This window comes from Bartonella tribocorum CIP 105476 (assembly GCF_000196435.1).
Lineage (GTDB): Bacteria > Pseudomonadota > Alphaproteobacteria > Rhizobiales > Rhizobiaceae > Bartonella > Bartonella tribocorum.
This window is the reverse complement of record NC_010161.1, coordinates 1,097,413-1,113,343: the sequence shown is the minus strand read 5'-3', so window position 1 is coordinate 1,113,343 and position 15,931 is coordinate 1,097,413. Positions and strand designations below refer to the sequence as shown.

Below are 15,931 nucleotides of genomic sequence, written 5' to 3'. Positions count from 1 at the left end.
CCTTAGAAAATAGAGGAGATCGTTAAATATGCATTATGCGGGGTTTGCCTCATAAGGACCTCAAAGGCTTGGCTATAAGCACGCGTAGCAAAGGTAAAATCAGCTAAAGTCTTTTTGATTGGTTGGCTTCCATAACACCCATGCCAAACCCCACGCAAAGCACGTGTGATGCCCCACGCATTCTTAAAAGAACACATCATTTTAAATCCTATAACGTTGCGTCACAGGACGGATTTTGCTATTGTGAGGGTGATTAGTTTGAGAAAGCCTTGTCCGTCCTTACGTGACAAGGTTTTTTTTATGCCACGTCGTTATAACGTTGCTGTTTTGCTTGCTCGATTACATTTAAGAGATCCGATTGTAACCAACGGGATAAAAAACCAAATTTTAAAGGTTTTGGGAGAGAGCCATTGGTAACATGACGGCGGAAAGTTGAGACACTCATATGAAGTAATTTTGCACTTTCACGGTCTGTTAAAAGAATATCATTTTCTGTCATTCTAAAATCCTTTCATAATAAAAAATAGAACCAAATCATGCCTATTTATTAAGCACATTTTGGTTCATTTTTGAAGGTATTTTATTTATAGAAAACAATATTTTATCATAGTTTTATTGATGTAATAAATTATGAGTCTTATTGAGAGAGAATGAGAGAGAAGAGAGCTAAAGTTATCCACAGATCATGGGGTTATTCACCCCATATCTTAAGATTGACCGGTGACATAAGCCGCCCATTTATCCATGTAGACACGACGCTGTTCTAAATAGTCCGTACGACGATAGGCACGCTCTACTTGCCCCCCGACCGTATGAGCTAGAATAGTTTCAGCGACCTCATAGGGGGCATCGGTTGTTTCAGCAAGCCAATTGCGTAAACTAGAGCGAAAGCCATGGGGGCAGGCTTCAAGGTTATTGTCTCTCATATACTTTGACATAACCATAGGTGAAATAGGAGCCCGACTAGAAAAAGAAAAGATGAAATTACTTTTAGAGATACAACGGGCTTGTTCTATCACTTTCATTGCCTCTGATGATAAGGGGACGCGAAATTCTGTTGTAGCATCGCGCTTTCCTTTCATATTTTCAGCAGGTATAATCCATATATCTCCATCAATCTGATCTTCACGAATATGACGCAAGGGATTGGTACGAACCCCTGTAAGGATAAGCAAACGCAAAGCCAGTTGTGTGGGGTTTGTTGTTTGGCAAAGCGTTTTATAAAAAGCGGGTACATCTTTCCAATCCATGGCAGGTAAGTTTTTGATTTTATGGCGTTGTTTACCTAAGAGAGCTTGTGCTTTTGTTACTGCTTGTAAATCAACATCCAAACCCAAAGCAGCCGCATGTTTGAGACAAAGATTGAGACGAATGAGAGCTCTACGCGCTGTAACAGCTTTTGTATGCCAGATAGGGGCAATAGTGTTGCGTATCTCTGTTTGGGTAATCTCAGAAACCGGCAGACAACCTAATTTAGGGAGAATATGAAGGCGTAATGGTAAAAACCAATCTCCATCTTTACCATCATTCTTGAGTTCAGCTTTACGAGTTTCAAAAGCATCCACGGCAATATCTTTTAAATAATGGAGATTGCTTATTGCCTCACGCTTTTGTTTATTGCGTTCTTTAATAGGGTCACGCCCCTCACGTAATACAGAACGCCACCCAGTTGCCAATTCACGGGCTTGTTTTAAAGAGACATCTCTTAAAGCACCCAAGCCCATTTCACGACGACGCCCGTGAATGGTATAACGGTAAATCCATTGAGCACCTCCATCTTTACGTTTGTGAAGAAGCAAGCCGGCACCATCATTATATTTACCAGCTCCCAATGTTGCGACAGATCTTGCATTAAGACGGTTCATAAGAGCCATTTTTATTCCTTTCTTATACAAATTTGATCCACACACTCATCCCACTTGTTATGTGCAAATGAGTGGTTTTGATTGATTCAAGATAAGCAGGTTTGAAATGAGAGAATCTTACGTTATTCGGGATTCTAACTAAATATGAATAACGCTAAATTATCATTATAAATCAATATCTTGAATCTGATAGCCAAGATTTTGCGCTATCCTATAAAGCTCTTCTGCCGGATTAATCCCTTTTTGGGCGCAAGTTGCTACAATTGTACGCAATTCATCCCCTATAATCGCATCTATCGTGCTCTTTTGTGCATAATCCGGATAAACAGAGGACCATGCATTCAACTGCTTTGCACGCTCTTCATAAAGAAAATTTGCTGCCGCATCAAAATCACTGTACTTCTTCTTCGCAGTTTCAGCAGAACTTTCTAAAAACTGGTTCAAATGTCCATTAAATTCTTGGTATTCAATGGCTTGTCTTTGTTCTTCTTGCTGTGCACGAATATACGCATCTTGCTTTTGAATCTTATCTAACATCCACGTTAATGCGAGAATTGGGTCCTCACGTAAGTCTGGGGGCGCACTTTCTCCTTCAACTTTCGGCGTTTGGGATTGTGCTTCGTAGAACCTTTTAAGCGCTTCACGCGCCTCATTAGCTTTTTGCTCCACACGCTGTTGCTGCTCTATACTAGGAACGATTTCTGAAGGCTTTTCAACGGGCTCTGTAATCGGCTCTGGAGATGTTGCATCATGACTCTCAACTGTCTCGACCTCATGATCAACATCAAAAGAGCTCTCATCATCATCAAAAACCGGTGCTGCAACCCTATAATCTTCATTCATCACTTCGTTCATTTCTGCATTCATTCTCTAACCTCTCTTAAATGCTTCTTCCCCTGTACGTTGCGGCTCTCTCCCGCATAATCTGATTTTGCGCTCGTTCATTAAGAATACGCTCCCGTTCAAGCTCATGGCGTTGTTGCATCAAGGCAATGCATTGATTTATAATGATAATTCACTGTTTTGTATGTTGAATGAGAGTCTCGAATAACGTAAGATTCTCTCATTTCAAAGCGGTTTATCTTGAATCAATCAAAACCACTCATTTGCACATAACAAGCGGGATTTGTGTGTGGATAAAATTTGTATAAGAAAGGATTAAAAATGGCTCTTATGAACCGTCTGAATGCAAGATCTGTCGCAACATTGGGGGCTGGCAAATATAATGATGGTGCCGGCTTGTTACTTCATAAGCGTAAAGATGGAGGTGCTCAATGGATTTTACGGTATACCCTTCACGGGCGCCGTCGTGAAATGGGATTGGGTGCTTTAAGACATGTCTCTTTAAAAAAAGCACGTGAATTGGCAAATCAATGGCGTTCTGTTTTGCATGAGGGGCGTGACCCCATTAAAGAACGCAATAAACAAAAGCGTGAGGCAATAAGCAATCTTCATTATTTAAAAGATATTGCTTTGGATGCTTTTGAAAGTCGTAAAGCTGAATTAAAAGATGATGGCAAGGCTTGTGATTGGTTTTTACCTTTACGTCTTTATATTCTCCCTAAATTAGGCTGTTTACCCGTTTCAGAGATTACCCAAACAGAGATACGCAACACACTTGCCCCTATCTGGCATACAAAAGCTGTTACAGCGCGTAGAGCTCTCATTCGTCTCAATCTTTGTCTCAAACATGCGGCTGCTTTGGGTTTGGATGTTGATTTACAAGCAGTAACAAAAGCACAAGCTCTCTTAGGAAAACAACTCCATAAAGCACAAAATATACCAGCTATGGATTGGAGAGACATTCCTGCTTTTTATAAAACACTTTGCCAAATAACAGCTATAACACAACTGGCTTTACGTTTGCTTATTCTGACAGGCGTTCGTACTTTTCCTTTACGTCATATTCATAAAGATCAGATTGATGGAAATATATGGACAATTCCTGCTGAAAATATGAAAGGAAAGCGCGATGCTACAACAGAATTTCGCGTACCTTTATCAACAGAAGCAATGAAAGTGATTGAACATGCTCGCTGTCTTTCCAAAAGTGATTTTATCCTTTCTGCAACCGGTCGTGCTCCTCTTGGTGAAAGTAATATGGCAAGGTATATGCAAAAAACTGGACTAAACGCCTGCCCCCATGGCTTTCGTTCTAGTTTACGCGATTGGCTCGCTGAAACAACCGATGCCCCCTATGAGGTCGCTGAAACCATTCTAAGTCATACGGTAGGCGGTAAAGTAGAGCGTGCCTATCGTCGTACGGACTATCTAGAACAGCGCCGTGTCTATATGGATAAATGGGCGGCTTATGTCACCGGTCAATCTTAAGATATGGGGTGCATAACCCCATGATCTGTGGATAACTTTCTCTCTCTTCTCTCTCATTCTTTCTCAATAAGACTCATAAATTATCACATGAGAAATTATATGATAAAATACTGTTTTCTATAAATAAAATTCCTTCAAAAATAAACCAAAATGTGCTTAATAAATAGGCATGATTTGTTTCTATTTTTTTGAAAATGAAAGGATTTTAGAATGACAGAAAATGATATTCTTTTAACTGACCGTGAAAGTGCAAAATTGCTTCATATGAGTGTCTCAACTTTCCGCCGTCATGTTACCAGTGGCTCTCTCCCAAAACCTTTAAAATTTGGTTTTTTATCCCGTTGGTTACAATCGGATCTTCTCAATGTAATCGAACAAGCAAAACAGCAACGTTATAACGACGTGGCATAAAAAAACCTTGTCACGTAAGGACGGACAAGGCTTTCTCAAATTCACAATCCTAGAGAGTGCACAATCCATCCTATGACGCAACGTTATAGGATTACTAAGTGTATTCCCTACGTTATACTGCTTCACATACAGTGTTGAGATTGTTGGTTGAGAGAACAATCCCGCACAAGCATTAAAAACATGAATGTGGGGATTGTTTCCATCAACAGTAAAATTTAAGGATAGCATTCATATTGTTCTGGATGCTTTTTACAAAAAGGGCTGTTTAAGCGCTTCTTGACACTAGGCCTTGGAACAACAGCGCCTAGTCGACAAATGGGCAAGTTTTCGGCTTTATGGTTTTCACACCAAGTCCCCCCTCCCACTTTATCACGAAAACCTGATTGAATCATACAAGCTTCTATGGTTGCTATTGCATTGTAGCTGAGCTTTCTGCTTTCTGGATCGCGATCATAAGGGGTTGGCATTCCACATTCTAATAAGGCTTTTCCTACCTCTGTAAAATCAGTAACACCATTTTTCTCCCACGTAGCTATCTCTCCTAGAGGAGGTTTATCGATATTACACCCAGTTACACTCACCAAAACTATTCCACTTAATAACTTTAAAATGTGTTTCATTTTTTACTCCATGATTTACTTAAAGGAAATTGTTTTAGATGAGATGTGCCGTAAAACTTTTGGCATTTATAACTCACATCTCCAAGGCAAGTATGGGGACTTACGGGATTTCTGATCACTCTCCACCATTCTTTCAACATGTTACTACCAGCAGGTATTGTCTCGTAAGTAGAGCCATTGCCGCCAATAATTCTGCTGACAAGATCATATCTATGACCATCAAAACCAATCATGGTTTGTTTGCCATCACTCACATAACCTAACAGACCAGATGCAACTAAAACATTAAAGGCTGGTCCATAGAGATTGATATTTGTGTTTTCGTTGGCTATCCCGTGCACACCTTCTTGTTTTAAAGAATTCAGCATATTCCCCAATGTCATCGTCCCGCGACTATGGCCGTAAAGTTCTAATCCTGTAAGACCATAGCGATAGATCAGATTTTTTGCTTCTTGTGTGGAATTGGTCAAACCCCAAAAGTTATTTTCCAGAAACTTCTGGTATCCCGCTACCAGAAGTTCTGAGATAGCAGAATCGGCTTCTGGGAACACAACAAAATAAAGCGGTGCATTTTTATCCTTTGCATGTTGCTCTGCATAAACAGCAGCTTCCTCTGGTGGTGTAAAAATGCCATTAAAGGAGACATGCACCTTACCATCAGCACCTTCTTGTAAATGCTGCTTTTCCTCATCCGTTAAATAATGAAACTTAGGAATTGGTTGTCCACGAGCGTCTTCTATAGGCTCCCCATTTGCATCTGTCTTATAGAGGATATGTCCCTGTTCATCACGGTCGACCACGGCGATAGGGTGCTCTTTGATAAACATGGTTCTATAGGAGTCATCACTGTATTTAAACCCTTCTTCCAACAATTGCGTTGCCATTTCACGGTTTTCATGAACAATTTGTTCCAGCTTGGCAACATCAAGCTGTTGTACACCCTTATGGGCGTTGGCAGTATCACGGTTAAGGGAAGCGATGGCTTGTTCCACATCTTGCCCTGTCAATGCCTTTTGCCCTGCTTCATTTGTCAGCACAATGGTGCTATCGCTGATGGCAGATTTGGTATAGCCTTCCTCTGTATCTTTGGCTTTTGCATGATCTAAGACATTTTTAGCAATGTTTTTTGCAACACCATATTTGCCTTGGTACATGGGTCCACCCGCAGAAATACTAATCCCATCGCTGTTGGCTTGAGCATGCGCACTGTTGGTGATATCACTGGTACTGATGCTTCCGGTGGTCAGATTATTTTTATCCGCTGATGCGCTGCTGTCAATAAGGCCTCCGGTCATGGTTGTTGCACCCGCCACTGTAATATCAAAGCCACCATCACCCGCTTTGACGCCGGATTGCTCTACAACGCTGTGATAATCACTAGAGGATTTATCTTTGTTAAAGGCAATATTGGTTGTCGCTGCATCATCCTTTTTTCCACCATTAAAGCCAACAGAAACAGAGTTTTGCTTGCTGGAAGTTTTTCCGGTATCGCTCTGGCTAGTAATGCTGAAATCACCACCAACATTCATCTCTACACGGTTTGCAGAAACCACGGCGCCATTCAGTGTAGTGTTTCCTCCACTATTGCTATGAACAGTGCCGGTACCTATAATATGGCTGTTCTTGTGTTGTACTTGTTCACTGGAGCCCTTTTTAACGATGGGTAGGACGCTTTAATGGTCGCTTTTGTAAAGCTTTTGTCTTTTGCTGATGTTTTCTTTCATCCTCAAAATGCGCTAGTAAAGCCCGTTCCTTCTTCGTTTTGTTGGTCACACCAAAAGTGTCATTGTCCATAAATTGCTGATATCCAGCTACCATCAAATTAACTAAAAACGAGTCACTTTTCACAGGGGGGATAAAATAGATCCCTTTTGAATCTTGCATTTTGTACCGGAAACCGGCTTTTTTCATGCACTCATAAACTGAAGCAAATTCACTCGCATACGAATCCATATTGTCAGAAGAAGCATAGACTGGTTTCCAACCACATTTTGACAAGGCTTGTTGGAGCATCGCTTTATCGGCACCTGGTTTTTCCCATAATGCTAAAGTTGATGGAGGAGGTTGGTTAATACATCCAGCCATAATAAGAAAAGCCATGCTGCTCAATAATTTCAAGATTTTTTTCATTTTTCCCCTCTTTGAATGGATTAATTGAAGGAACAATCCCGTACAAGCATGGGAACACATGAATGTGGGGATTGTGATTTCCACAAATAGCTTAAGGTTGGCATTCCGGTGCTTTTTTATATTTTTTACAAAAAGGGCTGTTTAAGCGCTTTTTGACACTAGGCCTTGGAACAACAGCGCCTGGACGACAAATGGGCAAGTTTTCGGCTCTAAAAGTGTAACACCACCCACCCGCTCTTGCTACCTCTTCATCTTTATAACGGAAACCTGATTGAAGCATGCAAGCATAAATGGTTGCTTTTGCATTGATGCTCTGCTTTCTGTTTTCTGGATCGACATCATAAGGGGTTGGCATGCCACATTCTAATAAGGCTTTTCCTACCTCCGTAAAATCAGTAACACCATTTTTCTCCCACGCGCTCAAATACCCTCCAGGAGTTTTATTAAACTGACATCCTGCAATACCTAACAAAGTTACAGCACCTAATAGTTTTATAGTTTGTTTCATTTTTTACTCCACGATCTAATTCAAGGTTTTTGTTCACGATGAGATGAGCCATAGCGCACTTTACACTTATCACTCACATCTCCAAGGCAAGTATGGGGACTTACGGGATTTGTGATCACTCTCCACCATTCTTTCAACATGTTACTACCAGCAGGTATTGTCTCGTAGGTATAGCCATTGCCTCCAATAATTCTGCTGACAAAATCGTATCTATGACCATCAAAGCCAATCGTGGTTTGTTTGCCATCACTCACATACCCTAACAGACCGGATGCAACTAAAACATTAAAGGCTGGTCCATAAAGATTGATATTCGTATTTTCGTTGGCTATCCCGTGCACACCTTCTTGTTTGAAAGAATTCAGCATATTCCCCAATGTCATCGTCCCACGGCTATGGCCGTAAAGTTCTAACCCTGTAAGACCATAGCTATACATCAAACCTTTTGCTTCTTGTGTTGAATTAGTCAAACCCCAAAAGTTATTTTCCAGAAACTTCTGGTATCCCGCGACCAGAAGCTCTGAAATAGCAGAATCGGCTTCTGGAAACACAACAAAATAAAGTGGTTCATTTTTATTCTCTGCATGTTGCTCTGCATAAACAGCGGCCTCATAGGGTGGAGTAAAAATGCCATTAAAGGACACATGCACCTTGCCATCAGAGCCGGCTTGCAAATGCTGCTTTTCTTCATCGGTTAAATAATGAAACTTAGGGATTTTTTGTCCTCGAGCGTCTCTTATAGGTACACCATTTTCATCTGTTTTATAGATTGTATTGCCCTGTTCATCACGGTCGACCACAGCGATGGGGTGTTCTTTGATAAACATGGTTCTATAGGAGTCATCGCTGTATTTAAACCCTTCTTCCAGCAATTGTATTGCCATTTCACGGTTTTCATGGACGATTTGTTCCAGCTTGGCAACATCAAGCTGTTGTACACCCTTATGGGCGTTGGCAGTATCACGGTTAAGGGAGGCGATGGCTTGTTCCACATCTTGCCCCGTCAACGCCTTTTGCCCTGCTTCATTTGTCAGCACAATGGTGCTATCACTAATGGCCGATTTGGTATAACCTTCCTCTGAATCTTTGGCTTTTGCATGATCTAAGATATTTTTAACAATGTTTTTCCCAACGCCGTATTTGCCTTGATACATGGGGCCACCCGCAGAAATGCTAATCCCATCGCTGTTAGCTTGAGCATCAGCACTGTTGGTGATATCACTCGTTTTAATGGTTCCTGTAGTCAGTTTATTTTTGTTCGCCGGTGCGGTGCTGCCGATAATACCTCCGGTCATGGTTGTTGCACCCGCCACTGTAATATCAAAGCCGCCATCACCGGTTTTAATGCCGGATTGTTCCACAACGCTGTGATAATCACTAGAGGTTTTATCCTTGTTAAAGGCAATATTGGTTGTCGCCACATCATCCTTTTTTCCACCATTAAAGCCAACAGAAACAGAGTTTTGCTTGCTGGAACTTTGTCCCGTATCACTGAGGCTGGTAATGGTGAAATCACCACCAACATTCATCTCTACACGGTTTGCAGAAACCACGGCGCCTGCAAATGTAGTATTTCCCCCACTGTTGGTATGAACAGTGCTGGTGCCTATAATATGGCTATTCTTGTGTTGAACCTGTTCACTGGAGCCCTTTCCTTTTCCAAAAGAAGCATTGCCCATCCACCCAGAACCGCCACTCCCGTAGCTGTAACCAACATTTGCAGAAATATTTTGCGAATGGTTTTTCGTGCTTTGCGTGTTTTGCGCACTTTCAAAGAGGATATGTTCTTTTGCATCCAAGGTGATATTCCCGCTCTGTTCATCATTGCTCAGAGGGTTTGTGCCAGCGATAAGATCAGCGCCAACACCATGGATACTCCCATTGTTGGCATGCATGTTGATAGAACGCCCACCTTCTATTGTTGTGGTCACCGCGGTGGAAACTTGAGAAGAGGCCTCTGCCTTTTCAGCCTTAAAGCCTGCCGTAATGCTGGCTGAAACATCCGCCATATTACGAAGGTCACTTTTGCTTGCTCCACCCTTTATCCCATTGTAAAGGCCTTTGCCTTTGTTATAGAGATCATAACCTTTTAAACCACCAAGCAAACCATTGCCGATTTTGTGTTTTGTATCCCCATGACCAAAACGTTTTCCGGCATCCCTTATATCTTGTACACTACCAAGAATGCCAACATTGACAGAACCTGTCACACCAGCAAAGAACTTTTCATGCTTTTCTTGTGCATGAGAGGTATCATAGCTTTCCGATAGTGTGATATTATTTCCAGCATTAATGTTGACATCACGATTTGCTAAAACATTTGTCGCTTGTAAATTTACATCATTGCCAGCATTAAACTGTGCATCATTACCTGCTTTGAAATTGGACGCTGTATTGAACTTTTCCCATTGATCGCCTTTATCCTTGGCGCCTGCAACCCCAATCCCTACAGAAACACCACTTTTGTTCTTTTCAAACTGAATCCCAAAGCCTGTACGTTCTTCCTTTGAGTTGGTGCTATGACTATTGTGACCAGGCAAAACATTCACATTATGGACTGCCGAAACATTAATATTTTCCTCTGCAATAAAGTCAGAGCCCACCACATTCACATCTTCTTTTTTGGCGGTGATGGTGATATTTTTTCCATTGAGCGAAGAACCTTGATGTTCAAAACTTTCTTCATTCTCTGTCTTTGATTTACTCCCAAAGATCGAAGCAAAGCCCTTGCCTGATCCCACACCAAAACCTGTTTTATGGGTTTCTGAATGGCTCTCATGGTGATCTGTCATGCCATCAATCGTCACGCTTTGTCCTGCCACATTGATATCTCCATTGGCAATCATATGAGAAGCCGTGATTGTGGCATCCCCTTGTGCGTCTAACACAATATTGCCCGTCGCCCCCAGAATAGAGGAAACCGTTGTTGTATGGGATTGAGATGTATCGGAAGATTTGCTACTCAAAAATCCACTTTTTGAGGATTGTGCTTGCTGATCATACTTTTCTTGCGCCCCTTTGATGAGAATATTGCCACCAGAGTAAATTTTAATATCCGCTTTTGTTTGGTCTTCTGGCGTTTCTCCTGTTTTTCCGGCTGTGAGCATCGAGGCAACAACTTCCGTGTTGTTTGCTGCTTCAAGAGCAACGCCTTTGCCCCCCGATATGAGTGAACCCACAACTTGGGACGCATCAGTCTTGTTATGCTGAGATTTACTGCTACTAAATGCTCCCCCCTCTTTATGATACGACATCTCATAATGTAAACTATTTTCTGCATTGTTGATGAGAATATCGTTGCTGGATTTCAGCCCTACCTTGCCATCAGCCGCAATGGAACTGCCCGTGATGGTGAGATCATGTGGTTTGCCATCTTGCCCTGCAATAGCGGTAAAATCACCCCCAGCATTGATCGAAGAGCCAACGGCTCGCGAGCCTTGCATATCCACTTTTAGGTTTTTATTCTGAAGATGATACGCCATCTCATCGGATTTGGTATCTATTGTGATATCCCCTTGAGCACCAAGAGCAACATTGCCCTTCGCATCGATATCGGACGCAGAAACATGGATATCTTTTCCAGAGAGAACAGTGGTCTCTTTTCCAGAACTTAAATGAGAGCCATTGTGCACAGCAACATGAGATGTTTGATCCCCCCGATGGCTATTGGCACTGTTGCGTGTGGCATCAATCGAAACATTTTCTTTTGCTTGTAAGAAAAGATTATCCTTTGTTTGAACCTCAGAGCCTAAAATATTCAGATCTTTTCCAGAAAGAAACGTTGTTGAGCCCCCAGAATTAACTTCTGATTGTTGGTGCATGGTGGCATCACTATGCTGGCTGTAGTGATGGGTTTCTGTTGCGCCTATCGTTAAGTTACCTTCTTCTGTAACCATGGCAAGATCACCCTTCGTGGTGATCTTTACCCCTGAGGCTGTCATATCTTTTTTAGCAAGAACTGTCGCATTGCCCCCAGAAGACAAGGCATTGGTGTTTAAAATAGTCTCCACACCGTCAACCGTTGTGCGCCCTGCATCTAAACGAATATTCTTCTCCGCAAGCAAAACAGCATCACCACCAGCTGCAAAATGCCCCCCTTGACTGAGAATATCCCCGCCATGCACATTCAATTGGTGATTTGCCGCAATACGACCTGAATTGATAATCGTTGAAGTGCTTGTATTTGGGCTGGTGATATTGACATCATCGCCCATGATCAAAGCCCCAGCAGAAACAAAGGAGGCTCTGTCTTTTTCAGGGATATAAAGCACCGGTGCATAAACATCCATGCCCTTGACCTGTTGACGAACATAAATCACCATCGGTGCTTCTAAACTTGCCAATTGTTCTTCACTTAAAGGCTCACCAAAAACAAGATTGTGTGCTTTGGCATAGTCTGCCCCGACATCCAGCAAACTTTTGACTTGTTCAATGGCATCACTTCCTGGAATAAAGGAGCCTTTACCCAAACCTTGCCCCACAAGATCACGCATTTGTTTTTCAATCAGTTGCTTTTCAAAATAAGCATCCCCTAAGAAGAAAATCTCCCGATCTGGCTTATAACCAATTCTGTTCAAAAAATAGGCTGAACCATAAAACTTACCGACATCAAGGAAATCTGCCCGCGTTTCATAAATGAAATTCTGGTTGGGCAGCGTGCCCCCAACACCGCCCGATTGGGGCTTTGGCAAAGGCAAAGTACTGCCCTCAGCTAGTTCTTCTGTACCATTGAGATCCACTTTTGGTGTAAACAAAGCACCAGCCCCAGTCAAACCACTCAGCGCCTCCAGTGGATTACCTCCAGCTGCTTTTGCTTCAAAATGCGCATCCCCTGTAATGGACCCTTCCGCTGCCTTGTTGTTGAGTTGATCGACCACCAAATTCAACGTGCCACCCGCTTGAACAAGACCAGGAACAGTATCGAGAACTTCCGAGCCAGTCTGGCGATCCTTGCCATTGGCTATATCGAGGCTACCATTGCGGCTGCCATCGGCGTTATAGGCATAACAATAAGCATCTGTATTAGCATGACAATGCATAAAGGTATTTTTATAGGCTGTTGCTCCTACATTGGTCAGCGTCTCGGCATGGATATCCGCATTGCCCCCAGCTCTCATGATGCTATAGTTATTCTCAATATTATCAGCGTTAATGATCAGATTGCCGTGAGATTGTATCATCCCCTGAGCCGCCGGTTTATGCGAAAACGTCTGCGTGACAGTCTCCTCCGTCATATGAGACCAGTTATTATTGTTTGACCCGAACCATCCTCCTCTTCGCCGAGAACCATTCCATACAAATTCTTCTATGTCTCCTTTTAGAGCATTACGTTCCCAAGTAAATGCCTTATAGACTGTCCCATCTTTTAAAGTTGCCGTACCATAGGTTCCTTCTTTGTTATTCCAAAGTTGTTGCTCAAATATAAAGTGTTTTGGTCCTACTTTCCCATGCTTTCTCTTAGAAAGCTTTCCTTTGCCCCAACGATCCCAGTTTGTATCATGGTATAATGGCCTACCATCGAGAAAATTATATTTATCTGGTTTTTCGAATGCGATGGTAATTTCTTCAGTTTTTTCCTCTATTTTAGGCGTACTATCGGTTTCATTTTGCAAGGTTTTGGTTTGGATATTTAAGTTTCCCCCTACCTGAATTAAACCCGCTTTATTGACAAGGGAAAGGCTCTTTCCAGTACCCACCGCATTGGTGAAAGATAAATCACCCTCTGCCATAACGACACCAGCATCATTCAACAAAGCCCCATCAACTTTGAGAGCACCATTGCCCTTCACGTAGATTAAACCTGTTTTGCTGTTGGTCGCATTCCCTGTCACGCTGAATGCTAAATTCTGACCTGCTGCCAATTGACCACTATTGTGCAACTCTCCTGTTTTGATGACAAAATCTCGTGCCGCTAAAACCGACGTTGTCTCATCAATCATAACACCTGGTGCAACAAAAAGAATATCTCCCGTCCCCCCCTGATCTATCACAGCTTGCAACCGTGCATGGTGAATATCAAGGACATTGGTGCTTTGAAAGTCCAAACCACCATAAGTCAATTCACTCCCCGAAACATCAATATGATCCCCCTTTAAATACAGCGTTTGCGGCGTGTAAATATGAGAACGATTATTGCTTAAATCCAGTGTCTTTGCTGTCAACCTCACATCCCCCATAACAGACAGCACATTCTCCACACTGATCCCTCCTGATACCGATGTTAATGTTGCACTGCCGTACCCTATGATCTGATCATAATAAATGTCGTTGCCAGCAAAAAGGTCAATATTTTCACCACTGATAATATGTCCAACCTTTATCCCCCTTTGTACTGTGATAGAAAGGGAACCTTTATCATAAAAAACAAGAGCACCTGTAGGATTCCAAGGGCTCACCTGAGAGCGAACAAAATCTAACCCTGTCATCAGGGTGCCAGCATTAAGGCTGCCACCCTTTAAAACAGCATCTCCACCCGCCATCAACGAAGAAAAATCAATCGCTCCACCATCAATATCTACCTTTCCATAAGCAATCAGTTGTCCAAAATGAACTCTAGCATCAGGTTGGGTATGAATGACAACATGATCATGAGAGAGGATTGTTTGAGAAACCGAAATCCCGTTATGAGAAACCAATGTGATATCTCCCGCTCCATAAATGCTTTCCGCGGCTATCGCACCTTGACGACTCTGGAGATCAACGCCCCCTTGGTTGCCCAAAATCAAACTGCCTGCTGCCCCCGTTGCTGCCATATCAACCCCACCAGCTAAAAGATCCGCCCTGATATCACCACCGGCATGGGCTTTTAAATTGCCCCCAGACAAAACAGTGCCAGCAAGGGTCAGATCACCGCCCGTTTCAAATGCCATATCAGCCCCAGACCCTAGCCCTGAGACTTTGATGGCTTCGCGTGAAGACAGTTTCATATTGCCCCCAGAGGTCGCTTGCCCTGCAATGGTTAAAAGCCCTTCTTGTGCCTCTGCTGTAAAATGGCCATCCGCCCCAACGGTTTCTAACGTCACATCTTTTTTTGCAGCAATATCAACATGCCTTTTGGAAGTGATGCGTTTTGCCAAGATGCTCTGGCTTTTCGACTTGAGAACAACACCCCCATGACCAAAAGCACTCTGTAGGGAAATTTTTCCATCCGCAGAAAGGTGTAACTGCCCTGCATTGGCTGCCATATCATGGCGCATGCGAACCCCAACACCTTTTTCGGTTGCCACAAGTTTAATCTGATCCGCTTGAAGAGCCCCCAAAGCAGAACCATCTATCGCATATTCTGGTTTACCAGTGATATCGGTGAGCTCTTTCATTTCACGCGAAGCATAATCATAACGACCCGTTCCAGCAACAACCCCAATATCCTTCCCCGCAACAGGACCTTCAAAATGCACTGTGCGAGAAACAATATCAACGATATCAACCGCTCCCTTGCCTGAGAAAAAATTCGCGCCCTTTGTCCCAAAAGTGATATCCCCACCTCGTACCACAAAACCTTTCAGAAAACCAGAAGCATCAATTTCAGGAACACCAGTGGTTAAGGTCGCATGGGGCGTATTGATAAACCCACAACCATCACAACTGATCCCATTGGGATTGGCTATAATCACATCGGCTGGACGCCCAAAAACCTCTCCTGGACCATTCAAGGCACTGCGCTTACTGCTGGTCACTTCATTTAAAATAACCTTCGCTGAACCGGTAACACGCAAATGCGGATTGCCCGGCATAATACCCCCCAATTGCGATTGCCCTACTTCTTGCGCATGATTGTTCCAAATCACACCTCCATTGCCAATATTAAAATCATTATATTTATTGTGCGATAAACCGCTGCTGTTTGGGGTAACAATATCAATGGAAGGAACCCCATTGGGCGCTGCCACAATATCTGGACGATAGCCTGCACCTGCGCTCGCATCAACGGCAATTTGTGCCTGTAACGCTGAAGGGACTAACAAACAAGAAAAACCAAGCCCCCCCAATAAAACCTTCTTGAGCATCGTACTAGAAACTAAAACGCTTAATAAAGTTGTTCTTTGTTCTCTCTTCTCATGTCCCAT

Annotated in this window: 10 protein-coding genes and 1 pseudogene; 2 read left to right on the top strand and 9 right to left on the bottom strand. The window is 42.8% G+C overall.

The window, feature by feature from the left end; genetic code table 11:
• Window positions 1–2: 2 nt before the first annotated feature.
• From BTR_RS13415 to BTR_RS04965, 4 genes are all read right to left on the bottom strand, one after another.
• Window positions 3–200: a hypothetical protein gene (locus BTR_RS13415; RefSeq protein ID WP_038473516.1), complete on the bottom strand. Its 198-nt coding sequence runs from the start codon at window positions 198–200 to the stop codon at window positions 3–5.
• 98 nt (window positions 201–298) lie between these two features.
• A complete protein-coding gene (locus BTR_RS04975; RefSeq protein ID WP_007347430.1) occupies window positions 299–499 on the bottom strand; it encodes a helix-turn-helix transcriptional regulator in 201 nt (66 codons plus the stop codon).
• Window positions 500–707: 208 nt separating this feature from the next.
• Window positions 708–1,874 (bottom strand): tyrosine-type recombinase/integrase, encoded by a 1,167-nt coding sequence (locus BTR_RS04970; RefSeq protein ID WP_012231653.1) that lies wholly within the window; start codon window positions 1,872–1,874, stop codon window positions 708–710.
• Between the two features lie 156 nt (window positions 1,875–2,030).
• The gene (locus BTR_RS04965; RefSeq protein ID WP_012231652.1) at window positions 2,031–2,732 is read right to left on the bottom strand and encodes a hypothetical protein; all 702 of its coding nucleotides are present in this window, start codon (window positions 2,730–2,732) and stop codon (window positions 2,031–2,033) included.
• A gap of 297 nt (window positions 2,733–3,029) precedes the next feature.
• Here BTR_RS04965 and BTR_RS04960 point away from each other — a divergent pair, with 297 nt between their 5' ends.
• Window positions 3,030–4,196 carry a tyrosine-type recombinase/integrase gene (locus tag BTR_RS04960; RefSeq protein WP_012231651.1) on the top strand — a complete coding sequence of 389 codons (1,167 nt, stop codon included), beginning with the start codon at window positions 3,030–3,032 and terminating at the stop codon, window positions 4,194–4,196.
• Window positions 4,197–4,406: 210 nt separating this feature from the next.
• Window positions 4,407–4,607 carry a helix-turn-helix transcriptional regulator gene (locus BTR_RS04955; RefSeq protein WP_012231650.1) on the top strand — a complete coding sequence of 67 codons (201 nt, stop codon included), beginning with the start codon at window positions 4,407–4,409 and terminating at the stop codon, window positions 4,605–4,607.
• 215 nt (window positions 4,608–4,822) lie between these two features.
• Here BTR_RS04955 and BTR_RS04950 read toward each other — a convergent pair whose 3' ends face one another.
• The 5 genes and pseudogenes from BTR_RS04950 to BTR_RS04930 all read right to left on the bottom strand — a co-directional run bounded on the left by BTR_RS04950 (window position 4,823) and on the right by BTR_RS04930 (window position 15,931).
• The gene (locus BTR_RS04950; RefSeq protein WP_012231649.1) at window positions 4,823–5,227 is read right to left on the bottom strand and encodes a hypothetical protein; all 405 of its coding nucleotides are present in this window, start codon (window positions 5,225–5,227) and stop codon (window positions 4,823–4,825) included.
• Window positions 5,224–6,879: pseudogene (locus tag BTR_RS04945) on the bottom strand (hemagglutinin repeat-containing protein); the annotation flags it as partial. The pseudogene BTR_RS04945 and the gene BTR_RS04950, both read right to left, overlap by 4 nt.
• Window position 6,880: 1 nt before the next feature.
• Window positions 6,881–7,357, bottom strand: coding sequence for a hypothetical protein (locus BTR_RS04940; protein ID WP_038473522.1), 477 nt, complete (start codon window positions 7,355–7,357; stop codon window positions 6,881–6,883).
• A 91-nt stretch (window positions 7,358–7,448) separates the two neighbouring features.
• Window positions 7,449–7,865 carry a hypothetical protein gene (locus tag BTR_RS04935; protein ID WP_012231646.1) on the bottom strand — a complete coding sequence of 139 codons (417 nt, stop codon included), beginning with the start codon at window positions 7,863–7,865 and terminating at the stop codon, window positions 7,449–7,451.
• Between the two features lie 20 nt (window positions 7,866–7,885).
• Window positions 7,886–15,931 (bottom strand): hemagglutinin repeat-containing protein, encoded by an 8,046-nt coding sequence (locus tag BTR_RS04930; protein WP_012231645.1) that lies wholly within the window; start codon window positions 15,929–15,931, stop codon window positions 7,886–7,888.

Excerpts from the sequence above, each read along its gene's own strand:
- BTR_RS04960 (WP_012231651.1), top strand. The coding sequence starts at position 3,030 with ATGGCTCTTATGAACCGTCTGAATGCAAGATCTGTCGCAACATTGGGG.
- BTR_RS04975 (WP_007347430.1), bottom strand. The coding sequence starts at position 499 with ATGACAGAAAATGATATTCTTTTAACAGACCGTGAAAGTGCAAAATTA.
- BTR_RS04955 (WP_012231650.1), top strand. The coding sequence starts at position 4,407 with ATGACAGAAAATGATATTCTTTTAACTGACCGTGAAAGTGCAAAATTG.
- BTR_RS04965 (WP_012231652.1), bottom strand. The coding sequence starts at position 2,732 with ATGAATGCAGAAATGAACGAAGTGATGAATGAAGATTATAGGGTTGCA.
- BTR_RS04935 (WP_012231646.1), bottom strand. The coding sequence starts at position 7,865 with ATGAAACAAACTATAAAACTATTAGGTGCTGTAACTTTGTTAGGTATT.
- BTR_RS04950 (WP_012231649.1), bottom strand. The coding sequence starts at position 5,227 with ATGAAACACATTTTAAAGTTATTAAGTGGAATAGTTTTGGTGAGTGTA.
- BTR_RS04970 (WP_012231653.1), bottom strand. The coding sequence starts at position 1,874 with ATGGCTCTTATGAACCGTCTTAATGCAAGATCTGTCGCAACATTGGGA.
- BTR_RS13415 (WP_038473516.1), bottom strand. The coding sequence starts at position 200 with ATGATGTGTTCTTTTAAGAATGCGTGGGGCATCACACGTGCTTTGCGT.
- BTR_RS04940 (WP_038473522.1), bottom strand. The coding sequence starts at position 7,357 with ATGAAAAAAATCTTGAAATTATTGAGCAGCATGGCTTTTCTTATTATG.
- BTR_RS04930 (WP_012231645.1), bottom strand. The coding sequence starts at position 15,931 with ATGGGACATGAGAAGAGAGAACAAAGAACAACTTTATTAAGCGTTTTA.